The sequence below is a fragment of the Sphingomonas sp. genome, assembly GCF_048595155.1.
In the GTDB taxonomy this organism is placed as follows: Bacteria; Pseudomonadota; Alphaproteobacteria; order Sphingomonadales; family Sphingomonadaceae; genus Sphingomonas_I.
In genome coordinates this window covers 26,679-48,807 of sequence record NZ_JBMDXN010000058.1, presented here as the reverse complement: position 1 = coordinate 48,807, position 22,129 = coordinate 26,679, and the positions used below count along the sequence as shown (strand labels likewise).

General features: G+C 65.0%; 24 protein-coding genes. 11 read left to right on the top strand and 13 right to left on the bottom strand.

The features are described from left to right. Positions 1-65: 65 nt before the first annotated feature. Positions 66-749 (bottom strand): GcrA family cell cycle regulator, encoded by a 684-nt coding sequence (locus tag ACOJSI_RS09645; RefSeq protein WP_420138061.1) that lies wholly within the window; start codon positions 747-749, stop codon positions 66-68. Positions 750-870: 121 nt separating this feature from the next. Between ACOJSI_RS09645 and ACOJSI_RS09640 the strand changes: the two genes are divergently transcribed. Next, entirely contained in the window at positions 871-1,638 is a 768-nt protein-coding gene (locus ACOJSI_RS09640) for an ABC transporter permease (RefSeq protein ID WP_420138114.1), read from the top strand. 70 nt (positions 1,639-1,708) lie between these two features. Here ACOJSI_RS09640 and ACOJSI_RS09635 read toward each other — a convergent pair whose 3' ends face one another. Further along, positions 1,709-1,840, bottom strand: a complete 132-nt coding sequence (locus ACOJSI_RS09635) for a YdcH family protein (protein ID WP_420138060.1) — start codon at positions 1,838-1,840, stop codon at positions 1,709-1,711. Positions 1,841-2,036: 196 nt separating this feature from the next. Here ACOJSI_RS09635 and ACOJSI_RS09630 point away from each other — a divergent pair, with 196 nt between their 5' ends. Together ACOJSI_RS09630 and ACOJSI_RS09625 are read left to right on the top strand one after the other, a co-directional pair. Continuing rightward, a complete protein-coding gene (locus ACOJSI_RS09630) occupies positions 2,037-2,225 on the top strand; it encodes a YdcH family protein (RefSeq protein WP_420138113.1) in 189 nt (62 codons plus the stop codon). 196 nt (positions 2,226-2,421) lie between these two features. Then, on the top strand, positions 2,422-4,692 hold the full coding sequence (locus tag ACOJSI_RS09625) for a TonB-dependent receptor (RefSeq protein WP_420138059.1): 2,271 nt from the start codon (positions 2,422-2,424) through the stop codon (positions 4,690-4,692). Between the two features lie 424 nt (positions 4,693-5,116). Here the strand turns inward: ACOJSI_RS09625 and ACOJSI_RS09620 are convergent, their stop codons facing one another. Beyond that, entirely contained in the window at positions 5,117-6,562 is a 1,446-nt protein-coding gene (locus tag ACOJSI_RS09620) for an APC family permease (RefSeq protein WP_420138058.1), read from the bottom strand. A gap of 825 nt (positions 6,563-7,387) precedes the next feature. Here ACOJSI_RS09620 and ACOJSI_RS09615 point away from each other — a divergent pair. Continuing rightward, positions 7,388-7,828: a hypothetical protein gene (locus ACOJSI_RS09615; RefSeq protein ID WP_420138057.1), complete on the top strand. Its 441-nt coding sequence runs from the start codon at positions 7,388-7,390 to the stop codon at positions 7,826-7,828. 186 nt (positions 7,829-8,014) lie between these two features. Here the strand turns inward: ACOJSI_RS09615 and arsB are convergent, their stop codons facing one another. The 4 genes from arsB to ACOJSI_RS09595 all read right to left on the bottom strand — a co-directional run bounded on the left by arsB (position 8,015) and on the right by ACOJSI_RS09595 (position 11,026). Next, positions 8,015-9,094 carry an ACR3 family arsenite efflux transporter gene (gene arsB / locus ACOJSI_RS09610; RefSeq protein WP_420138056.1) on the bottom strand — a complete coding sequence of 360 codons (1,080 nt, stop codon included), beginning with the start codon at positions 9,092-9,094 and terminating at the stop codon, positions 8,015-8,017. 4 nt (positions 9,095-9,098) lie between these two features. After that, on the bottom strand, positions 9,099-9,527 hold the full coding sequence (gene arsC, locus ACOJSI_RS09605) for an arsenate reductase (glutaredoxin) (RefSeq protein ID WP_420138055.1): 429 nt from the start codon (positions 9,525-9,527) through the stop codon (positions 9,099-9,101). Positions 9,528-9,538: 11 nt separating this feature from the next. Next, on the bottom strand, positions 9,539-9,871 hold the full coding sequence (locus ACOJSI_RS09600; RefSeq protein ID WP_420138054.1) for an ArsR/SmtB family transcription factor: 333 nt from the start codon (positions 9,869-9,871) through the stop codon (positions 9,539-9,541). 141 nt (positions 9,872-10,012) lie between these two features. Next, a complete protein-coding gene (locus ACOJSI_RS09595; protein ID WP_420138053.1) occupies positions 10,013-11,026 on the bottom strand; it encodes a helix-turn-helix domain-containing protein in 1,014 nt (337 codons plus the stop codon). A gap of 112 nt (positions 11,027-11,138) precedes the next feature. On the opposite strand from ACOJSI_RS09595, the gene ACOJSI_RS09590 reads away from it, so the two are divergent. Next, on the top strand, positions 11,139-11,960 hold the full coding sequence (locus ACOJSI_RS09590; protein WP_420138052.1) for a DUF2306 domain-containing protein: 822 nt from the start codon (positions 11,139-11,141) through the stop codon (positions 11,958-11,960). A 226-nt stretch (positions 11,961-12,186) separates the two neighbouring features. Here the strand turns inward: ACOJSI_RS09590 and ACOJSI_RS09585 are convergent, their stop codons facing one another. Further along, a complete protein-coding gene (locus ACOJSI_RS09585; RefSeq protein ID WP_420138051.1) occupies positions 12,187-12,630 on the bottom strand; it encodes a hypothetical protein in 444 nt (147 codons plus the stop codon). Next, positions 12,627-12,776, bottom strand: a complete 150-nt coding sequence (locus ACOJSI_RS09580; protein ID WP_420138050.1) for a hypothetical protein — start codon at positions 12,774-12,776, stop codon at positions 12,627-12,629. Before ACOJSI_RS09580 ends, ACOJSI_RS09585 begins: the two co-directional genes overlap by 4 nt. A 139-nt stretch (positions 12,777-12,915) precedes the next feature. Here ACOJSI_RS09580 and ACOJSI_RS09575 point away from each other — a divergent pair, with 139 nt between their 5' ends. After that, on the top strand, positions 12,916-14,544 hold the full coding sequence (locus ACOJSI_RS09575; protein ID WP_420138049.1) for an FAD-binding oxidoreductase: 1,629 nt from the start codon (positions 12,916-12,918) through the stop codon (positions 14,542-14,544). On the opposite strand, the gene ACOJSI_RS09570 is transcribed toward ACOJSI_RS09575, so the two are convergent. From ACOJSI_RS09570 to ACOJSI_RS09555, 4 genes are all read right to left on the bottom strand, one after another. Continuing rightward, a complete protein-coding gene (locus ACOJSI_RS09570) occupies positions 14,472-14,783 on the bottom strand; it encodes a hypothetical protein (protein ID WP_420138048.1) in 312 nt (103 codons plus the stop codon). The two genes, ACOJSI_RS09575 and ACOJSI_RS09570, sit on opposite strands and share 73 nt — an antisense overlap. Beyond that, on the bottom strand, positions 14,767-15,831 hold the full coding sequence (locus tag ACOJSI_RS09565) for a hypothetical protein (RefSeq protein WP_420138047.1): 1,065 nt from the start codon (positions 15,829-15,831) through the stop codon (positions 14,767-14,769). Before ACOJSI_RS09565 ends, ACOJSI_RS09570 begins: the two co-directional genes overlap by 17 nt. Beyond that, a complete protein-coding gene (locus ACOJSI_RS09560; RefSeq protein ID WP_420138046.1) occupies positions 15,828-16,259 on the bottom strand; it encodes a DUF4383 domain-containing protein in 432 nt (143 codons plus the stop codon). The genes ACOJSI_RS09565 and ACOJSI_RS09560 overlap by 4 nt, the downstream gene beginning before the upstream one ends. A 194-nt stretch (positions 16,260-16,453) precedes the next feature. Next, positions 16,454-16,924, bottom strand: a complete 471-nt coding sequence (locus tag ACOJSI_RS09555; protein ID WP_420138045.1) for an Hsp20 family protein — start codon at positions 16,922-16,924, stop codon at positions 16,454-16,456. Positions 16,925-17,132: 208 nt separating this feature from the next. On the opposite strand from ACOJSI_RS09555, the gene ACOJSI_RS09550 reads away from it, so the two are divergent. The 5 genes from ACOJSI_RS09550 (at position 17,133) to ACOJSI_RS09530 (ending at position 22,096) form a co-directional block, all read left to right on the top strand. Beyond that, complete coding sequence (locus ACOJSI_RS09550) at positions 17,133-17,573, top strand: DUF1465 family protein (RefSeq protein ID WP_420138044.1); 441 nt, start codon at positions 17,133-17,135, stop codon at positions 17,571-17,573. A gap of 20 nt (positions 17,574-17,593) precedes the next feature. Next, complete coding sequence (locus ACOJSI_RS09545) at positions 17,594-18,238, top strand: EF-hand domain-containing protein (protein WP_420138043.1); 645 nt, start codon at positions 17,594-17,596, stop codon at positions 18,236-18,238. Positions 18,239-18,343: 105 nt separating this feature from the next. Beyond that, positions 18,344-19,615 carry a 3-methyl-2-oxobutanoate dehydrogenase (2-methylpropanoyl-transferring) subunit alpha gene (locus ACOJSI_RS09540; RefSeq protein ID WP_420138042.1) on the top strand — a complete coding sequence of 424 codons (1,272 nt, stop codon included), beginning with the start codon at positions 18,344-18,346 and terminating at the stop codon, positions 19,613-19,615. 175 nt (positions 19,616-19,790) lie between these two features. Then, a complete protein-coding gene (locus ACOJSI_RS09535; RefSeq protein ID WP_420138112.1) occupies positions 19,791-20,795 on the top strand; it encodes an alpha-ketoacid dehydrogenase subunit beta in 1,005 nt (334 codons plus the stop codon). Continuing rightward, entirely contained in the window at positions 20,795-22,096 is a 1,302-nt protein-coding gene (locus tag ACOJSI_RS09530) for a dihydrolipoamide acetyltransferase family protein (RefSeq protein WP_420138041.1), read from the top strand. Before ACOJSI_RS09535 ends, ACOJSI_RS09530 begins: the two co-directional genes overlap by 1 nt. Positions 22,097-22,129 lie beyond the last annotated feature (33 nt).

Below are 22,129 nucleotides of genomic sequence, written 5' to 3'. Positions count from 1 at the left end.
AGCGGCCTTCGGTCGCAGATAGTTCGGGGTTAGCCGCCCTGAAGCCCTCAGGACGGCTACCGATCTTAGCGGACGCGCGGGCCGCCATAGGGCAGCGGCGGCGGCGGACGGCGGTCGCGGCGCGGCAACTGCGCCTGATAGGCGACCGAGCAGTGCGACAGGCAATAGGGGAAGCCCGGGTTCACCGGGTTGCCGCAGAAGTGGAAATCCGGCTCGCCCGGGTGGCCGAGCGGCCACTTGCAGATACGATCGTTCAGATCCAGCAGACTGGTCTTGTCCGCCATCTCCGCGGAGGGCTTGGCCGGGACCAGGCGGCGCGGCGGTGCGGGCGGGATCGGCGACTGCTGCTCGTGCGGATTCTGGCGCTGGAAGCCGCCGGGGCCGATCGAACGCACGATCGGCGTATCCGGCCGGGGCTCGAGCGGCATCACGGAGATCGGCTTGGGTTCCGGCGGTGCGGCCTGTTCCACCACGGGTTCGGGCGTGAAGGCCGGCGCCGACGGCGCCGATGGCGCGGCGGGGGCAGGGGGGGCGGCCGGGGTCGGCGCGGCTTTCGCCACCGGCGCCGCAGGCTCGGGCTCGCTCGCGGCCTTTACCGGCGACGGGCGCGATTGCAGGCCCAGCCGGTGGGCCTTGCCGATGACGGCATTACGGCTGACGCCGCCCAGGATTTCGGCGATCTGGCTGGCGGTATTTCCGGACTGCCACATCTGCCGCAGCTGCTCGATCCGCTCGTCGGTCCACGACATTTTTCAACTGCTTCCCATAGCTTCGAGGCTTGCCGCGTCGGCACCCGGTGGCTACCGGACGCTGGTGAACGACACCTCGATCGAAACTAAACGTCCCGCCCCCGGCGAACCGGTGATCCCGATGATCAACTGGGCAGGACTGCGCGCCCTCTATATCAAGGAGGTGCGCCGTTTCTTCAAGGTGCAACTGCAAACCATCTGGGGGCCGGCCTTTTCCGCGCTCCTGCTGCTGATCGTGTTCTCGGTCGCCTTCGGGCATGACGGCAAGCAGGTGATGGGCGTGCCCTTCGCGACCTTTGCGGCACCGGGCCTGATTGCGATGGCGATGATGCAGAATGCCTTCGCCAATTCCAGCTTCTCGCTGCTCGTCGGCAAGATGCAGGGGACGATCGTCGATTATCTGATGCCGCCCTTGTCCTCCGGCGAGCTCTTGTCGGCGCTCGTGGCGGCGGCGATGACCCGTGCGGTGCTGATCATGATCGCCCTGCTGGTGCTGGTGAATATCTGGCCCGGCCACATCCTGCCGCGCGTGCCTTGGGCCGCCCTGTATTTCGGGCTGATGGGCGCGGGCATGTTGTCGTTCCTCGGCGTCATGACGTCGGTCTGGGCGGAGAAGTTCGACCATAACGCGACCGTGACGAACTTCGTGATCCAGCCGCTGTCGCTGCTGTCCGGCACCTTTTATTCGATCGACGGGCTGCATGGCGCCTTCCGCGCCTTCAGCCATATCAACCCGTTCTTCTATGTGATTTCCGGCTTCCGCTACGGCTTCCTTGGCACCAGCGACAGCAACATCCTGACTGGTGCGATCGTGTTGCTGCTCGTGAATGTGGCGCTCGGCACGCTCTGCTATTCGTTGATCCGCAGCGGCTGGAAGCTGAAGAACTAGGCCTGCGGCTGGCCAGTCGCCCCGGCTGCGTCCGGGCAGCCGGGGTTGTTTTTGCGCAACAGGCGCGCGCTCAACCGAGTTTGGCGAGCGCTTCCTTGATTTTCAGCTTTTGCTTTTTCAGCATCGCGACCAACATCGTATCAGGCGCCGCGCGATGCGACTCACTCTGGATCTGGGCATCCAGCCGCGCATGCTTCGCCATCAATGTGGCAGAGTGGGAATTCGTCATAGTCGACTCGCTCCTTCTTCACTGGTCGGACCTGCGAATAGAACATGCATCGCGGCCTCTGTCTCCCGCCGATTTGCACCATCGCCCGCAAAATTGAACCATTTCGCCGGGGCCTTGAGCCTGCGGCCCCGAACGCTTAACGGGGGCGCCGTCGCAGGATGGGTGAATGATGGACGAAACGGAAATCATCCGGCTGATCGGCGTGTTGCGTGAGGAGCATCGTACCCTCGACGAGGCGATCCTGCTGGCGCCTGCGGGCGATCAGCTGCAGGTGGCACGGCTGAAGAAGCGCAAGCTCAAGCTGAAGGACGAGATCGCCACGCTTGAGGATCAGCTGATCCCGGACATCATCGCGTAAAGAACGGTCCCGCGCGGCGACGGAATGTTGCCGAAAAGTGACAGAGGCTAAGCGAAGCCACGGATTGGGGGCCGGGATCGCTCGGCCCAGCTTGGCAAATATCGGGAAAGTTGCGAGCTGATCGGCAGCGTCTCGGCGGCACGCCGCAAGAAGATGCGTGGAGTGGATGCGAGGCTCTTTGGGGGGATCGTGCGCCATGACTGTATCGCTTCGCAATGCCCATGCACGCCGCATGCTCAGCTGCGGTGCCGCGCTGGCCGGATTGCTGGTGACATGCCCGGCGATGGCGGCAGCTGAGCCTGAAGCGTCGGCGCCTGTCGATGGAGGCGAGATCATCGTCACGGCGACCCGGCGCTCGGAAAATGCCAAGGATGTGCCGGTCGCGGTGACCACGCTCAGCGGCGACACGCTGAATACGCTCAACAGCAGCGGCCTCGACATTCGTTTCCTGTCGGCGCGGACGCCCAGCCTGCAGATCGAAAGCTCGTTCGGCCGCACCTTTCCCCGCTTTTATATTCGCGGTCTGGGCAATACCGATTTCGATCCGAACGCCGCGCAGCCCGTATCGGTCGTCTATGACGATGTCGCGCTCGAAAACCCGATGCTCAAATCCTTCCCCGTATTCGATCTCGCCAGCGTCGAAGTGCTGCGCGGGCCGCAAGGAACCCTGTTCGGGCGCAACACGCCGGCCGGCGTGGTCAAGCTCAACAGCGCCAAGCCGAGCAGCACCTTCGGCGGCTATGCCCAGGCCGAATATGGTACGTACAACACCGTCAATGCCGAGGCCGCGGTCGGCGGGCCCCTGGGCGGCGGCTTCAGCTTCCGCGCGTCGGGCCTGCTCCAGCGCCGCGACAATTGGGTCACCAACGACGCCACCAGCGGTTTCGCCGACCACAAGCTCGAAGGCTATCGCGATCTCGCCGGGCGTTTGCAGCTGGGTTATGCGTCAGGCGACTTCAACGCGCTGCTCAACGTCCACGGCCGCGACCTCGACGGGACACCGCGCGTCTTCCGCGCCGGCATCTTCGAAAAGGGCAGCAACCATTTCGTGCCCGAGTTCGACAAGGATCATGTCTCGCTCGACGGGCTGACCAGCCAGTCGCTCACGCAATGGGGCACCAACCTTCATCTCGATTATCATTTCGACGGCGTGGGCACGCTCTATTCGGTCACTGCCTACGAACGTGCCAAGGTGGAGAGCACCGGCGACGTCGATGGCGGCAGCTGTTACGCCTTCATTCCCGGTTGCACGCTCGGCCAGATCAATGTCGGCGCCTTCCCGTCCAATACCGGCGGCGTCACCAAGCCGCGCGAATTCAGCCAGGAAGTCCGGTTCGCGACCGAGGATATGAATGGCCTGCGTCTTCAGGCGGGGGCTTATTATTTCCACCAGAAGCTCGACTATAGCGAATATTTCTATGACAACGGCCAGATCAACGGCTTCATCCTGCACGATGACACCAACCAGACGCTGGGGCTGTTCGCATCGTTCGACTATAAGCTGACCGACACGCTGACGCTGCGCGGTGGCGCGCGCTATTCGCACGACAAGAAGCGCGACGCGATCGCGCTCAATCCGGCCTACGCGGCGGAGACGGTGGCAAGCCAATCGGTGGCGGTGGCGCTGCCGCTCACCAATCGCGCCAAGGGCAATAATGTGTCCTGGGATGCCAGCGCGACCTATGCGATCAGCGATCAGGTCAATCTCTATGCGCGTGCGGCGACCGGCTATCTCGGCCCGGCCATCCAGGATCGCGTGACCTTCTTCAGCCAGCCTTCCGTCGCCAAGAAGCAGACGACCTTTTCCGGCGAGGGCGGCATCAAGCTGGTGACGGCCGACCGCTCGGTGCACTTCGATCTCGACGCATATTGGTATCGCACCAAGGACCTGCAGCTGACCGCGGTGGGCGGGGCAAGCAATTCGGCCCGGCTGCTGAATGCGGACCATGCGATCGGCTACGGCATCGAATCCACGCTAGAGGTGCGGCCGGTCCAACAACTGGCGCTGACCGTGGGCGGAAGCTGGAATTTCACCGAGATCCGCGACCCCAATATCGCGGTCGGCGCCTGCGGCGGCGGCTGCACGGTGACCGATCCGCTGAATGCGGCGGGTCTGGCGATCATCAACGGCAATGATCTGCCGCAGGCGCCGCGTTACGTGGCCAATGCGACCGCGCGCTACAGCATCCCGCTCGGCAATGGCGACGAGATCTTCGCCTTCACCGACTGGGCCTATCGCAGCAAGATCAATTACTTCCTGTACACCGCCAAGGAATTCCGCGGACGCGCGTTGCTGGAGGGTGGCCTGAAGATCGGTTACCAGATGCACAACGGGCTGGAACTGGCGGTGTACGCCCGCAATATCCTCAACCAGATCCGCGCCGTCAGCGCGATCGACTTCAACAACCTGACCGGCATGATCAACGATCCGCGCATCATCGGTGTGTCGGCCAAGTTCAAGTTCTGAGGAGGCCAGAGGGGCCGAGGTCCTCCCGCGCCGTCTGGCGGAAGGACGCGGGGGGCAGGCCGCAGGCTGATTCAGGGCGTATCTGCGTACTTCTTCGCAGGGTGAAAACAGAAAAACACCAGAAACGAACTTGATGATTCACGAGGTTCGGCAGCGCCTGGCCGGCGGCCAATTGCAGTGGGCCGGTGCGAGCATCGCGCGTCCCGCTCGTGTCTAGAGCCGGGTTGGCGAGGCTTCGATCTGCGGACGTCGCCAAATATGAGAAACAGCCGTCACGCCGCTGCTGAACGGCAACGGCATATGGCTCGGACGTACGCTCTATACGTACGATTGTCAATATTGCGCGCTGTCTCCGCGCTCGATCGAGGCTGAACGGTTCCTCGGCGATCGTTGCTGGACTGATGTTAGGAGGCCGATGGCCTCGTCAGGGCAGCTGATGCGGCGCTCGGTGCTCGACCAGCGCCAGCTTCGCGAACTTCTGCGGACGGGCCCGACGAAGCCACAGGCTGAAGAGGAGCCCGGCGGCGAGCGTGACCAGGTAGAGGGCCGGCAGCCACGCCACAAAGGGCGTATCGACGGTCGAGAGAAGGGTGAAGTTGGAGCAGACAGTCGCGAGCGCCAGCGCGAGGCCGATGGCGGCGACGATTGTCGCGAGCAACACGACCGGTCCCGCCTCCTGCCGTCGCCGGAAAGCATAGACCAGGATGGCGACGGCCGCGAGCGCCTGAAGCGCAATGATGCCGAGCGTCCCCATCCCGATCAGAACCGGAATGATCGCGGCGTAAGGATCCGTACGGGCCGACGCGACCGTGGCGAGGCAGAGCACGGTCGCGGCGGAGATGCAGACGGTCGCAGCGACGGGAACATTGCGCGCCTCGTCGAACCGGGCAAGCGGCCGCGGCAGCAGTCCCTCGCGCGCGAGTGCGAATACGTAGCGGGACGCGGCAGCGTGGATCGCGATGTAGGTCGCCAGCATCGAGGTGCACAGCAGCACGCCGGCGGCGTCGGAAGCGATCTCCCCATCATATTGCTTGATCAGGTCCAGCATCAGCGTGCCGCCGTGCGCGACCGCCTGCGCCTTGGCCGTCGGGGCGCCAAGCGCGCCGATCGTGATCCAGGCGGTGATGAGGTAGAAGGATCCGATCAGGATCACCGAGATGTAGCTGGCGAGCGGTATGCTGCGCACCGGATCGGCCGCTTCCTTCGTATACAAAGCGCCGGATTCGAAGCCGACGAAGCAGGTGAAGGCCGTCATGAGCGAGACGCCGACGCCTGGCGCCAGCCAGGAATCGCGCCCGAAGGAGGACAACGGGAATGCAGCCCAGCCCTTCGTGGCGATCACGGTTATGTCGAAGACGAGCAGCACGGCCGTTTCGACGACGATGATGACGGCGAGCAGCTTGGACGAGGCCTCCATCGAGCGATGATTCAACAGGCCGGCAATGAGCACCGAGACCGCCGCGCAGATGGTCCAGTCCACTCTTGCGCCCACCGCGAGCGATACCTGTTCGTCGAAATAGCCGCAGGCCGCCGCGAGCCCGAACGTGAACGCGCCATAAGCGAGGACCGCGCAATAGGCGGTGCCCACACCCAACGGCTTTCCCAACCCTTCGGCAACATAGGTGTAGAAGGCGCCGGTGCTCACCACCCTGCGCCCGATGAAGGCATAACCCGTGGTGAAGGCTATCAGGATGCTTCCTGCGATCAGGAACGAGACCGGGACGCCGGCGCCATTGCCGCGTGCGATTGCGATCGGCAGGTTGCCGATCATCGAGGCGAGGGGAGCGGCCGCGGCGACGACCAGAAATACGATGTAGCGGGTGGGGAGCAGATGCGATCGGCCTGGCTGGTCGGTATTGGCGCGGCTCACGAAATGTCCTTCTGCTACCCGCATCGGGTGTTCGGTCGGTGCGGCAGTGCTAGGCAAGCCGGGGCGGCGGCACCATCACGATAGGGTTACGGCTGTGATCAGTCTGAAGCGGGCGGGCCAGACGTTCCGCCAAGCCGAAGACCGGGCACCAACGTGACCCACCTGCGTCATCGCATTCGCATGGCGATCCTGTGTGGTTACAGCCGTTCTGACAAAACGCGATGTTGGTGGGTCTCCTCCACCTCTGGCTGCTCGCCAGTTCAGCCATCGAGGTAGAGGCCAGAATATGGCAGGCATGTCTCGATGGGGGCAATCTCCGTCGCTTGGGCGGCAGGGCCACGCCTTCAGGCGCCCCTCCATCAGGTGAGGCACAATGTGCAGTGTCCGACCCTTGCCGCCGGACAGGGTGGAATGCGGTTCCGGTCGTGAGCGGTCGCGCGTTGGCCGGACGGCGGGGTAGACGGCGCCGCGATGCGTCCCTCCAAAATCTTAGTAAGCCTGGACGCTACCGCGAACCGGCGTGCCGTCGGGAAGCGGCAGGACATGGTGTCTCGAAGGGTCGCGGGAGACGCCTATTTGGCCTTCCTGAACTGCATGGGGCGCGCCCCGGTCTCTGTCTTGAAGGCCCGGTCAAAATCCCCGTTCGTCCAGGGTGCGCAGCGGACTACGTCTTGAGGACGATGCCTGCCTGATTGCAGCGGTTATCAAGTCCGCGGCCTTCGTCTTGCACCGGAAGTCTTGCCTTTTTACCGATGCCGTTCCTGCCAATGCGGTCGTACGAAGTCGGAGCTCCAGGTGAATGCGAACGGGGACGTCCTCGGGCTTATGGTGCTGATCGCCTTGCCAGGCATGTCGGCGCAGGCGGCGCCAGATCAGGATAAAGCGTGGGTCGTCGCGGTGATGCAGGCGGTCGCCGATGCATGGAATAAGGGCGTGCAACCGCCGGCGGCGTTGTTCGAGCCGAGCCTAACCATCGTCGACAACACGCCGCCCTATTTGTTTCAAGGCAGGGCCGCGATCGAGCAGTGGCAGGCGGCCTACGCGGCCAGCCAGCCCTCGGCCATCGCGGGGGCGCAGACTGCCTTGCGATTGGGGGCGCCACTGAGCGTCGAGACAAATGCCGCGCACGCTTATATCGCGCTGCCGGCCGACTGGACCACGACGCAGAACGGGCATAGCGAGGTCGCCCGTGGCGTGGTGACCGCTACCCTGAACCATTCGCCGCAGGGATGGCGTATCGCCGGCTGGATCTGGACGCCGCGTTGAGCGGCAGCGTGTCCTCGGCTGCAAGTTATGCGAGGCAGTTGCTTCTCTCGATGGTGGCGCGCGCCTCCTATACCAGACTTAGATCGGCCCGCGCCTGTTGAGATGCATATCGGGCTATGCGTGGTCGCAGGATCTGATCTGAAGGGGCGAGCCTGCCGGCATTGAGGCGTGTAAGGGCCAGCCCCGTCATGCGCGCGCGCCCCGCTCATACCAACCCCGCGAGCTCTTCACGATCGAGACGACGGATAGCATCACCGGCACTTCCACCAGCACGCCCACGATGGTTGCCAGCGCGGCACCTGACTTGAGCCCGAACAGAGAGATGGCGGCGGCTACCGCCAGTTCGAAGAAATTCGACGCGCCGATCAGTGCCGCAGGTGCCGCCACACACCAGGCCACGCCGAACCTGCGAGACAGCCAGTAGGCAAGTCCGGCGTTCAAATAGACCTGGATGAGGATCGGCACGGCCAAGAGCGCGATCACCAGCGGTTGCGCAACAATCGCATCGCCCTGAAAGCCGAACAGCAAAACGAGTGTCGCCAGCAGGGCCACGAGCGACAGCGGGCCGAGCCGCGCGAGCAGCCGCTCGAGTGCGGCCTGCCCGCCGCTGGCCAGGGTGGCCCGGCGGACGAGTTGCGCGGCGATCACGGGCGCGACGATGTAGAGCAGGACCGAGAGCAGCAGCGTGGCCCATGGCACCGTAACCGAGGCGACGCCGAGCAGCAGCCCAACCAGCGGCGCGAACAGAAACAGCATGATCACGTCGTTCAACGCGACTTGCGACAGCGTATAGGTCGGCTCGCCTTCGCAGAGGTTAGACCAGACGAACACCATGGCCGTGCAGGGCGCGGCGGCGAGCAGGATCAGGCCGGCGACGTAGGATGGCCCCTCTCCGACCGGGAGAAGCGGCGCGAACAGCCAGCCGATGAAAAACGATCCCAGCGCCGCCATGGAAAAGGGTTTCACCGCCCAGTTGATGAACAACGTGACGGCGACGCCCCTCCAGTGCTGGCGAACCGAGCCGAGCGCGCCAAAATCGATCTTGAGCAGCATGGGGATGATCATCAGCCAGATCAGCCCGGCGATGATCAGGTTGACGCGCGCGACTTCAGCTGCCGCGATCGAGGCGAAGGCGCCAGGCAACCATTGCCCAAGGCCGATACCGGCCCCGATGCAGAGCGCCACCCATAAAGTCAGATAACGCTCGAACGTGCCGAGGCCCGGATGCGCAGGCGCGGCGTCAAGGGAGGGAGAGGTCGTCGGCACGGCGTCAGCCTATCCGCTTGCCGGACGCATCCACCACCCGCTCGCCATCCTCCTTGGTAAAGGCGCCGCGTTGCCCGACCGGCAGCAGATCGAGCACCGCTTCCGAGGGGCGACACAGCTTCACCCCAAACGGGGAGACGACCAGCGGGCGGTTGATGAGGATCGGATGCGCCATCATCGCATCCACCAGCGCTTCGTCGGATAGGGAAGGATCGCCCAGCCCAAGCTCCGCATGGGGCGTGCCCTTCTCGCGCAGCAGATCGCGCGCGGTGATCCCGGCACGCTCGATCAGCGCAACCAGCATCGCGCGCGCAGGCGGTGTCTTCAGATATTCGACAACGTGCGGTTCAATGCCGGCGTTGCGGATCATTGCGAGCGCGTTACGCGACGTTCCGCAATCGGGATTGTGATAGATGACGATGTCGATGGCCACGACGCGTCCTTTCAGCAGCAGGGGGCGAGTTCGGCGACCAACGGAGCGCAAAGCTCCGCGTTGCCCGCACAGCAATCCTTGACAAGGAACAGCATCAGGGCGCGCAGGCCGTCCAGATCGGCACGGTAGACGATCGACCGGCTGCGCCGTTCGGAACGAACCAGGCCGGCGCGCGCGAGAATGCCCAGGTGCGCCGACATGGTGTTCTGCGGCACGTCCAGTCGGCGTGCGATTTCCCCCGCCGCCATGCCACCGGGTTCATGACGTACCAGCAAGCGAAACACGTCGAGGCGTGTTGCTTGCGCCAAGGCGCCAAGAGCGAGGATAGCGGACTCGTTTTCCATATATCCAGAATAAACGATATATTGAGAAACGCCATCCACGATCTTGCGCATCGTTAATGGTACAAAGCTGGCGCCGCGATGCGGCCCTCCACATCCCGGGAAGCCTGAACGCTGCCGCGGACCGAGGTGCGGCGGGAAACGTCAGGACATGGTGTCTCGAAGGGTCGCGGGAGACGCCGATCGGGTCTTCCTGAACTGCATGGGGGTCGCCCCGGTTTCCGTCTTGAAGGCGCGGTTGAAGGGCCCGATCGAGCCGAAGCCGCAATCGAGTGCGATCGTCAGGATTGGCAGGTGATCCCAGCGAGGGTCGGCCAGCCTGACCCTTGCCTCGGCAATCCGAAAATGATTGGCCATATGATTGAAATTGCGAAAGCCGAGAATGCCGGTGATGCATTGAGTCACCTTGTAATCCGCTTCCCCTACGCCGCGGGCCAAATCGGTCACCCTCAGCTCCGGCCGAACATAATCGGCCCGCATCCTCGCGAGAATACGTTGGCCGAGGGCGTGATCGCTGCCAGCCGCAGTGGCTTGCCTCGGCCGCCGCGCTTCCGGCACCGGATTGCCGCTGCGATACCAGATCGCGAACCCCATTCCGGCAAGCGCCGCCAGTGCACAGGCTCCCTTGATGACGCCGCTGAAATGCGCGGCGGCGCTGTCTGTCGGCGCGCCATCGATCATCAGCACCGCGATCGTGAGAATGGTTGCGTAGCTGACGGCGAAGCCGATCCGAAAACGCTTCTCCGAAACCGGCAGTGCGGCGCGGATGCCCTTCAGCGGCTCGATCGTCGCCAGCAGGAGGAGCGCAGAGCTAACCAGGCCCTCGGCATTGTCAGCCAGCCGCAACAGCGGAGAGAGGTTTGCGCCGCCGAGACGCACGACGGCACCGATCGCGACCATCGTAATGACCAGCGCCAGCGGCCCTATCTCCCGGCGCAGATCGGGTCTGCGAAACAAGGCGCGCACCAGAAGCCACGACCAGCCGCACGTCGCGTCGCCCAGCGTAGCGAGAATTGTCGAGGGTGCCCCGAAGCCGTCGCCCAGGACCTTGCCCAGACAAAAAGCCATGACGGCACCGGCGAACAGGATCCCGTAGAGCTGCACGTCGCTCGGCCGCGGCGCTAGGGCCGGCAAGGTGAGGTGGTGTGTTCCGCGCATCGCGCCACTTCCTACCCAAAAACATGGCCGATTTCCAAATCGGCGAGACCCTCTGCATGCGGCCCGGCACGGCATTCCCGTTTTCACAGCAGCGGGACATGGAATGGACGCAATGACACCGGCCGATCGCCATCGGCAAAGAGGCCGCTCAACGGGAAGGACGCTGCTGCGACGGTCCGCGACCGCCTGGTTCACGGTCGCGACGGCCGGACAAGCCGCCTTCGTCTGGATGATCGTTGCCCATTATGGGCGAAAGACGCTGACGGGCAATCTCCTCGCCTGGAACGAGAAACCGTTGATCAAGGGGTATGTCGCGGGCGACGGGGCCGGCAATGCCATGTTTGCCGTGCACGTCTTGCTGGCGACCTTCGTGACCGCCGGCGGCTTGCTGCAGCTGGTTCCACCAATCCGCAAACGCGCGCCAGCCCTGCACCGCTGGGTCGGCCGCACGTTCTTCGTGGTGGCGATCGTGATGGCGTTGAGCGGGCTGTGGCTCACCTGGGTTCGCAAAACCTATCTCTCGCTCATCTCCGCTCTTGCCGTGTCGATCGACGGGCTGCTGATCCTCGCTTTTGTCGCCGTGGCTTGGCGTGCGGCCCTGAGGCGCGATTTCCTCGCCCATCGCCAATGGGCCATCCGCGCCTTCATGGTCGTGAACGGCGTGTGGTTCCTGCGCGTCGGCCTGATGGCTTGGGTTCTGATCACGGGCGGCGGGATCGGCATGAACGACAGCCTGTCGGGACCCGCGGACATCGTCCTTCAATTCGGCGCCTATCTCATCCCCGTGGCAGTCCTCGAGGCCTATTTTCTTGCCCAGGCCAGCGATGCACGTTCCACGAAGCGAATGACTGCCGCCCTGGTGCTGATCATGACCGCAATCACTCTTCTAGGCGCTATCGGGGCCGTGGCCTTCATGTGGTGGCCCTATATGTGAAGAGCGCATCCATGGCGGGCATGGAGCTGCCCTATATTCCGAGGTGGCCCCACAGCCTCGCGCCGCAGGGGCAGGGGGGTGGATCGTCATTGCTGATGTAAAGCTGCCGCCTCGATCAGGCGTCTTGTCCGTTCGAAGACAGGCCTATTCAGGGCTTACAAGCGCGGGAATAGGGGCAGTGTCTCTTTCTAGGGGATCCGCCGGGTAACGCTTTTTCAAGGATCGCCTAGATGTGCGTGTCGAACCATATGCCGTACAGCATCAGCCCGGACCCGCCACAGAACACCAAGGTAACGAACCATTTGAGCTGTTCCGGGCGTGCGATCAGGAAACTGACGGGGAAGCGATAGAGATTGGCGGCGTTGTACTTCTCGTGAAAGGCGATCTGCGCCTCTACCATGGCAGCAAAAATCGCAGTGACGAGGTTCACCATCGCCATGACGGTGACGGTGAACAAGAGCTGGAACATGATTGTGCCGAAGCCGGGTGGCGGCTGCACGTGAAGGGCCGCAAGCAGAAGCGTCACGATCACCACGATGGCGGGCGCGGCCGCCAGGGCAAGGCCGCTCCACTTCAGCCTTGAGGATATCGAGGATCGGTGCGTGCGGATTACCAGAATGATGGTGAAGGCCGTGTTTGCAAGCCAGGCGAGGCTCCGAAGGATAATCATATCCGCGCGCCCTGCGCGACCTGCGTGTGGGTGAGGACGGACGGGGGCGCGGCAGGCGGATCGATGCGCTCACCGAATGGCCTGGAGGACGAGAAGGATTGGTCGCGCATCGCGACGGGCGTCGCGCGATCGGCAATTGCGGTCAAGACGCTTCGCTGTCCGAAAACACGCTATCAGACATGGCAATAAGAGCTGTGTTCGAGGGTCGAGCCCGCGACGGTCGCATCCTGCCCACGATCTGCTAACGATCCTACCACGATGGCTGGACTGGGGAAGGGGCGGAGCATGACGCGACGGGGCAGGCGTTGGCTGATCGGGGTCTCCGCGATCGCGCTGCTGGCGGGGGCGACGACGGTCTACACTTTGCCCCTGATCGCGGATCCGCATGGGCCCAAGGATTGTGCCGACATCCTGCCCGCGCTTCCCGGCGAGCAGCCGCGGCCGGCGCAGGTTGCGGAGCCGGCCTGGTCGCAACGCGGCGGCACCATCAACGATGCGAGCTGCCTCAGTCGCACCAGCATCGCGGGCGTGGTGCGTCCCCGCACCGAGGCCGATATCGCCACCGCGCTCGCTTATGCCCGCGCGCACACGCTGACGATATCGGCGGCAGGCGTTAAACATTCGATGGGCGGACAGGCCTTCCGCCACGGCGGCGTGGTGCTGGACATGCGCGGCATGAACACTATCCGGCTCGACCGTGCGGCGCGCACGGTGACCGTCGGCGCCGGCGCGACCTGGCATGCGATCCAGCTCGCCATCCAGCCGCATTTCGCGGTGAAGGCGATGCAGTCGACCGACATCTTTTCGGTCGGCGGATCGATCTCGGTCAACGCGCACGGCATGGACCATCAGGCGGGCGCCGTCTTGGGCTCGATCCGCAGCCTGCGCCTGATGCTGGCCGACGGGCGGATCGTCACCGCGTCGCGCACGGAAAATGCCGATCTGTTTCGGCATGTCGTCGGCGGCTACGGCCTGTTCGGGGTGATCCTGTCGGCGACGCTGGATGTGGTGCCGAACGATGTCTATCGCTCCGAACGCGCGCTGATCGACTATCGCCAATTCCCGGCGACCTTCCAGCGCATCGCCGCCGATCCCAGCGTCGGCCTGTCCTATGTCCATCTCTCGACCGCACCGGGCAGCCTGCTGCGCGAAGCCTTGGTCTACGAATATCGCAAACTGCCGGAGGATCAGGGGCTGGCGCGCGCGCCGCTGGGCGAGGTGGGCTCGACCAAGCTGCGGCGGCTGACGGTCAATCTCGCCAAGAAGAACGATCTGTTCAAAAGCTGGAAATGGTGGAGCGAAAAGCATCTCGAGCATCGCTTCGAAAGCTGCACCGTGACGCGCCAGACCGCGCAGGGCTCCGGCGAGGCGTGCCTGGTCGCGCGCAACGATCCGATGCACGATTCCGTCGCCTATCTGTTCAACAATCTCCCGCAGGAGACGGACATCCTGCACGAATATTTCGTGCCGCGTGGGCAGATCGTGCCCTTTATCGACGGCATGCGGCGGATATTCCAGGATCAGGATGCGAACCTGGTCAATGCATCGATCCGCGCGGTCGGCGCCGAGGATAATGCGCTGAGCTATGCGCCCGCGCCCGCTTTCTCGGTCGTGCTCTACCTCAACCAGCCGACGACGCCGGCCGGCAATGACAAGATGCGCCGCCTCACGCGCGCCCTGATCGATCTGACGCTGGCCCATCACGGCCGCTTCTTCCTGCCCTATCAGCTCCATTATACGCCGGAGCAATTGGCGCGGTCCTATCCCGAAATCGGCGGCTTCTTCGCCGCCAAGCGGCAATGGGATCCGGACGGCTTGTTCAGCAACAGCTGGTACGCGGCCTATGCGCCCTTCTTCGCGAAACAGCCTTCGGCCACGCGGCCCTCGATCACCAACGGCGCCCCCGCCGCATAAAGGGCGCGCACGAAGCCCGGGCGGGTGGAGCGAGCCAGCGTCGCGCCTTGCCGTAATCCCACGATCTCGCCGCCGGCTGCGCGGATCGCGTCGATCGCGCGCGCGCTATTCCCGACCACCGCCACGTTGCGCCCGGCCGGCCCGACGAACGGCAGCGCGATCATGATCGCGGTCCAGCCGCCCAGGACCAGAGCGACCAGCGCCACCGCGCGCGCGGCGCGCTTAATAATCGTAGACATGCTCGACAGTGCCGCCGGCCGCGCGCGTCTGCCGCAGCAGGTCCACGGTGTGCGGCACCTTCGTCGCGACGCCGAAGCGCCGCCAGCCCGGCCGGTCGATCGGCAGCGTGAAGATCACCTGCCCGGCGGGCTTGCTGGTCTCCGGCAGAAGCAGGGTCGTGAAGATCTCATCATTGCCGGCAATTTCGACGATCGGGATATCGGTCGCGGCCAGCTTGGTCAGCAGATCGTTGAACTGCTGATAGCGCGGCGCCTCCACCACCGTCCGTCCGCCCGGCAGCGTCCGGACGGGCACGAGCCGCGGGTCGATCGCGCGCACCGCCTGTGGCGTCGCCTGCACGACCATGCGCAAGGTCCGCTCGTCGCGGCCGACGGTCGCCCCCGTCGCCCTGTCGATCAGGCCGGCATAGACCGCCTTCACGCCATATTCGCCGGACAGCGCCAGCCGCCGCTCCCAATGGCGGGCGTGGAGTTCGGGTTCGGTCGTGCGCCATTCGCCCGCCAGCGCCCGGCCGAAGGGAAAGCGATACCAGGGCGTCTCGTGCAGGAAGCGGCCATAGTCGGCCTGGACGCGCGCGGCATATCGATCGTCGGCGCTGGTCCAGCCGCTCCCCCATTCGAAGAGGCGGCCGATCGTGCGCTCATAGGCAGCCTTTACCGCCAGCTCGACCGTGTAGCTGATGCCGATCGTGTAGATGGTGACCTTCGCCGCGCCCGCGCCGGGCCGGTTGCCGGTCAGCCGGTTGACCGCGCAATAGCTCGTCCAGAAGCCGCCAATCTGCGATCCGTACGCGAAGCTGCTGGGCGGTTTGCCCGCGGTCAGATGGCGGGCAAAAGCCTCCGCCTCGTAGACGATGTGCCATTCGGGATAGGTGAGATAGGATTGCACCGCCGGGCGGCGCTCGGCCGCGGGCAGGAGAGGGGTGTAGGGCGCCAGGGCCGCATCGCCGGCAGGGCGGCATCCTCCCTCGATATAGCCGATCGGCACCAGCACGACGGCGGCAACAAGCCCGCCGACCGCCGCCAGGATGCGCCAGCGCCGCTTCACGCGGCGGCGGACGCGGTGGGCGCACCGGGCAACTTGGCGAGGCGATAGCCGACCCAGATCGCCAGGCCGCCGATCACGAGATGGGGCAGGTTGGCGAAGACGTGCGCGTAGAGCGATTCCTTGATCGGCCCGTACAGGAAGATCCCGCCGTCGAGATATCCGCTGCCCAGGAACAGGCCCATGACGCCGTCGGCGAAATAAAGCGGGCCGAACAGGCGGAAGTAGAGGCGGCTCGCCCCATAAGACAGAAAGGCCGCGACGCCGGCCCAGACGCCGGAAAAGAAATGCAGGCTATCATCGTACAGGTCGAGGTTGAACAGCCCGAACAGATTGCCCTGCGCGTCGTGGAACTGCGGCACGTAGCCGATGGCGACCACCAGCATGAAACCGATGCAATAGATCCACCCGAACCGTCTCACCCTGTCCATGGCTGCCTCCCTTTTGGGGAAAGCGTGGCAGCAGTCGCGATCAGTTTCAACCTGGCTTCATCCGGTCGCCGGTGGTGGCGGCTGGCGCCCGCGCGAAGAAAAACCCCCTCCCGCCAGGGTCGCGGGAGGGGGTTCTGTAAGGCCCGCGCCGCCCACACCGGACGGGGCGCGCAGGGCCACACCAGGCCGGAGGCTTAGGCCGCCTGGCGATCGTTGACCGCGTCGATCGTCTGCTGCGGAGCGCTGCTGTCGATCTGGATGTTCCGGGGCTTCTTATGCTCCGGCACTTCGCGGACCAGCTGGATGTCGAGCAGGCCGTCATTATAGCCTGCACCGGTCACCCGGATGGTGTCGGCAAGCTGGAAACGACGCTCGAATGCACGCTTGGCGATGCCGCGGTGCAGGAATTCGCGCGTCTCGCCCTCGCCGCCTTCATTGGCGCGCCCGGTCACGATCAGGACATTGTCCTGCGCGGTGATTTCCAGTTCGTCACGGGTGAAGCCGGCCGTCGCCATCGAGATGCGATAGGCGTCTTCGCCGACCTTCTCGATATTGTAAGGCGGATAGGCCTCTGCTTCGCCGCGCGTGGCGAAATCGACCAGGCGGTTCAAATTCTCGAAACCGATCGAGGAGCGGAGGAGGGGGGCAAAATCAAAACTACGCATGATTATCAATCCTTTCAAAGCGATCGAACATGATGCGGTCCGCGGATCCCGCCGGACCGTCTGCCTCCGCCCCAGACGGCGACGAAGGCTGAAAGAGAGATAGGAAAGGCGCTTGATCGTTCAAGCATTCGCGCGCCCGCCCGCATCAACTTCTTTGCCCTTTGGCGCCGTGCGAGAGCTGTGGCATGGGGCAGCGGAGAGGTTGATCATGGCGTCGGTTTCCGTCCTTCCTTTGTCTGAACGCGTCATGGCGGGGCTGCACCGGGAGGCGCTCGCGCTGGCGGCGCAAAGCGATGCCTATTTCGCCGGGGACGGCACCTCCGAACGACGGGATCTGCCCGCCCGCGCGCGGCTGTTGTTGGCGGGGGAGGCGCTGAAGGCCGGCACGCGGCTGATGCAGGTCTTGGCTTGGGCCGCGCCACGATCGGCGGCATCGGCGCCGCGCCAGGAGGAACCCGCCATTCGCCCGCTGTCCGACGCACCGCAGAGCGACCTTGCCGCCTTCGGTGCCCTGCCGGCGCGCGCGCGCGACCTCATCCTGGCGGGTATCGATCTGCACCAGCGGGCCGGGCGTATCGCCTATGGGACGCCCGCCGCGTCGCCGTCCGGTGGTCCCAAGGGCATTTTCTCGCTGGAGCGCGTCCGCTGATCCTGGCCAGGTCCGTCGCCGTGACGCTGGCGTTGCTCCTCGCCGGCAGTATGGCGGCCGCCGCGCCCAAGCCGCCGCGCAACGCGCCGCTCTGTGCGCCGCCCGGAACCGCTCCGATCTTCCTGTCGCCGATGGGCGAGCCCTTTCGCGCGGCGGCGGGCCAGCCCTACCCATCGGCGCAATGGTTTGCCCAGGCCGATACCAACAAGGATGGCGCGCTCAGCCGGGACGAGCTGGTCAAGGATGCGATGCGCTTCTTTCAGCAGCTCGACAGCAATAAGGACGGGCGCCTGACGCCCGACGAAGTGGGGCATTATGAAAGCGTGATCGCGCCCGAGACGTCGCTCTTCTCCGCCCGGCCGGACGGCTTCTACGAGGAACGACGCAAAGGACATCAAAGCGACGCGGTCGGCCGGTCGGCCGATTATGGCGGCGCGATGGGGGCGGGGCGCTACGCCTGGTTGAACATCCCCGAACCGGTGGCTGCGGCGGATGCCGACATCGATCGCGTGATCACGGCCACCGAATTCGCAGCCGCGGCCGACCGGGCCTTCACCATGCTCGACGTTGGGAACAAGGGGTCGCTCACGCTGGCGACCTTGCCGCGGACCCCACAGCAGATCGCCATCGAAGGCCCTTGCCGGCCGCCAAAGGCGCGGCGGTAGGAGCCCCGCAATCGACGAACAATGTTGCGTGATGTTGCAACAAAATTATAAGCCGGTTACCAGCGTGGCACGCGCATCGTAGAGTGCCCGAAGAGGATGAACGACATGGCCGAAGGCGCTCGCCGCAACCTGCCGCCACTCGCGCTGCACGTGCCGGAGCCGAAATTCCGTCCGGGCGACGCTGTCGATTATGCGGATTTCGATCGCGGCCAGGCCGGTGCGGTCGGCCGACCGCCCATCGATGCCGCGCCGGATGCCATGCGTGATCACGCTTACGGTCTGGTGCGCGTCCTGGATGACGAAGGGGCTGCGGTCGGCCCGTGGGACCCGCGCCTGGCGCCGGAACGGCTGATCGCGATGCTGCGCCACATGGCGCTGACCCGCGCTTATGACGACCGCCTCTATCGCGCCCAGCGCCAGGGCAAGACCAGCTTCTACATGAAGTGTACGGGCGAGGAGGCGACCTCGATCGCGGCGGCCTATGCGCTCGATCGCGACGATATGTGCTTCCCGTCCTACCGCCAGCAGGGCCTGCTGATCGCGCGCGGGTGGAGCCTGGTCGACATGATGTGCCAGGTCTATTCCAACCGCTCCGACCGGCTGAAGGGCCGGCAGATGCCGATCATGTATTCGGTCAAGGACGCCAGCTTCTTCTCGATCTCGGGCAATCTCGCTACCCAATATCCGCAGGCGGTCGGCTTCGCGATGGCGAGCGCGGCCAAGGGCGACACCCGCATCGCCGCCGCCTGGTGCGGCGAGGGGTCGACCGCGGAAGGCGACTTCCACTCCGCCTGCACCTTCGCCAGCGTCTATCGTGCGCCGGTGATCCTGAACGTGATCAACAATCAGTGGGCGATCAGTTCCTTCTCAGGCTTTGCCGGCGCCGAGAACACGACCTTCGCCGCGCGCGCGATCGGCTATGGCATTGCCGGCCTGCGCGTCGACGGCAATGACGCGCTCGCCGTCTATGCCGCGACCGAATGGGCGGCCGAACGCGCGCGATCCAATGCCGGCCCGACTTTGATCGAATTCTTCACCTACCGCGCCGAGGGCCATTCGACCTCCGACGATCCGACCAAATATCGCTCGGCCGAAGAGAATGCGAAATGGCCGCTCGGTGATCCGATCGCGCGGCTCAAGCAGCATCTGATCGCGATCGGCGCGTGGGACGAGGAACGCCACGCGGCGATGGACAAGGAAGTCGCCGAGGAAGTGCGCGCCGCCCAGCGCGAGGCGGAGGCGCAGGGGATCCTCGCCGACGGCCTGCTCCAGCATCCCTTCACGACCATGTTCGAGGATGTGTTCGAAGAGATGCCGTGGCATCTGAAGGAACAGAGCCAGCAGATGATCGACGAACGCAAGAAGGCGGGGATATGAGCGTTTTCCTTGCCTGCGCCCCGCGCCCTTCGACGCCACCTGCGGCGTTGCTCAGGATAAACTGCAGCCATAGGCTGCAGCCGAGGCTTCTCGACTTCGCTCGAAGGTGCGTCTCGACTTCGCTCGACGCGAACGGGGATGGAGCATGACGGACGCCGCACTCGCCACCAAGCCCATGAACATGATCCAGGCGATCAACAGCGCGCTGGACGTGATGATGGGGCGCGATCCCGACATCGTCGTGATGGGGGAGGATGTCGGCTTCTTCGGCGGCGTGTTCAAGGCGACCGAGCATCTCCAGGCCAAGTACGGCAAGACCCGCGTGTTCGACACGCCGATCACCGAGCTCGGCATCATCGGCGTCGCGGTCGGCATGTGCACCTATGGCTTGCGCCCGGTGCCCGAGATCCAGTTCGCCGATTATATCTACCCCGCGCTCGATCAGCTGGTGTCGGAGGCGGCGCGGCTGCGCTATCGGTCGGCCGGCGAATATACAGCGCCGATGACGGTGCGTTCGCCCTTCGGCGGCGGCATTTTCGGCGGGCAGACGCACAGCCAGTCGCCCGAGGCGATGTTCACCCACGTCGCCGGGCTGAAGACGGTGATCCCGTCCAACCCCTATGACGCCAAGGGCCTTCTGATCGCCGCGATCGAGGATAACGACCCGGTCATCTTCTTCGAGCCCAAGCGCATCTATAACGGTCCGTTCGACGGCCATTATGATCGTCCGGTGACCCCCTGGGCCAAGCATCCGTCAAGCGCGGTGCCCGAGGATTATTACCGCATCCCGCTCGGCAAGGCCGCGGTGGTGCGCGAAGGTGAGGCGGTGACGATCCTCTGCTACGGCACGATGGTGCATGTCGCGGTCGGCGTGGTTGCGGAGATGGGCGTGGATGCCGAGATCATCGACCTGCGCACTTTGCTGCCGCTGGATATCGAGACGATCGAGGCGTCGGTCCGCAAGACCGGCCGCGTGGTCGTCGTGCATGAGGCGACTAAGACCAGCGGCTTCGGTGCGGAGCTTGCGGCGCTCATCCAGGAGCGCTGTTTCTATGCGCTGGAAGCCCCGATCGAACGCGTGACCGGGTGGGACACGCCTTATCCGCACAGCCTGGAATGGGCCTATTTTCCTGGGCCGGTGCGGCTCACCCGTGCACTCGAGAAGGTGTTGGAGGCCTGATGGCGCGCTATTCATTCAAGCTGCCGGACATTGGCGAAGGCATCGCCGAGGCGGAGATCGTCGCCTGGCACGTCAAGATTGGCGACGTTGTCGAGGAAGATGCGCCTTTGTGCGACATGATGACCGACAAGGCGACGGTCGAGATGACCGCGCCGGTCGCGGGCACGATCGTCGAGGTTGCGGGCGAGGTCGGCGACCAGATCGCGATCGGTTCGGTGCTGGCTGTCTTCGAAACCGAGGGCGAGGCTGCGGCCGAGGAGCCGGTGGTCGAAGTCGCGCCCAACGAGGCGGCGCAGGTGGTGAAGCCCGATCCGGTGCCGATCGCTGAGACAGAAAAGCCCTCTCCCCTTGTGGGAGAGGGTTGGGAGAGGGGGCGCGAGGCTCGAAAAGAGCCCGAAGCCTCGCCGCCGAGTCACCCCCACCCCGGCCCTCCCCCCCAGGGGGGGAGGGAGAAGCGCGTCCTCGCCTCGCCCGCCGTCCGCGACCGTGCCAAGAACCTCGGCATCGACCTCGCCCAGGTGAAGGCCGAAGGCGATCGCGTCCGCCATTCCGATCTCGACGCCTTCCTCACCTACAATCAGGGCTATCGCTCCGCCGGCGCCGCCCGCGCCGACGAGCAGGTCAAGGTCGTCGGCCTGCGCCGTCGCATCGCGGAGAATATGGCGGCGTCGAAGCGCGCCATTCCCCATTTCACCTATGTCGAGGAATATGACGTCTCGAAATTGGAGGCGTTGCGGGCGGACCTCAACGACACGCGCGGCAGCAAGGATCGGCTGACGATCCTGCCCTTCCTGATCCTCGCCATCTGCAAGGCGTTGCCGGGCTTCCCGATGATCAACGCGCGCTACGACGACGAGGCGAATGTGATCACGCGTTCGGGCGCGGTCCATCTCGGCATCGCCGCGCAGACCGATGCGGGCCTGATGGTGCCCGTGATCCACGATGCGCAAGGCAAGAACATCTGGCAGCTCGCGGGCGAGGTGAAACGGCTGGCCGAGGCTGCCCGCACCGGCAAGGCGAAGAGCGAGGAACTGTCCGGCTCGACGCTCACCCTGAGCTCGCTCGGCCCGCTCGGCGGTATCGCCGCGACGCCGGTGATCAACCGTCCCGAAGTCGCGATCCTCTGCCCCAACAAGGTGGTCGAACGGCCGATCGTGCGCGACGGGCAGATCGTCATCGCCAAGATGATGAACATGTCGATCTCGTGCGACCATCGCGTCGTCGATGGCCATGACGCCGCCAGCTTCGTGCAGGCGGTCAAGAAACTGGTCGAAACCCCCGCCTTGCTGTTCGTCGACTAAGGCCCCGCGGGGCCGATCCATTGTCGCCCCGGC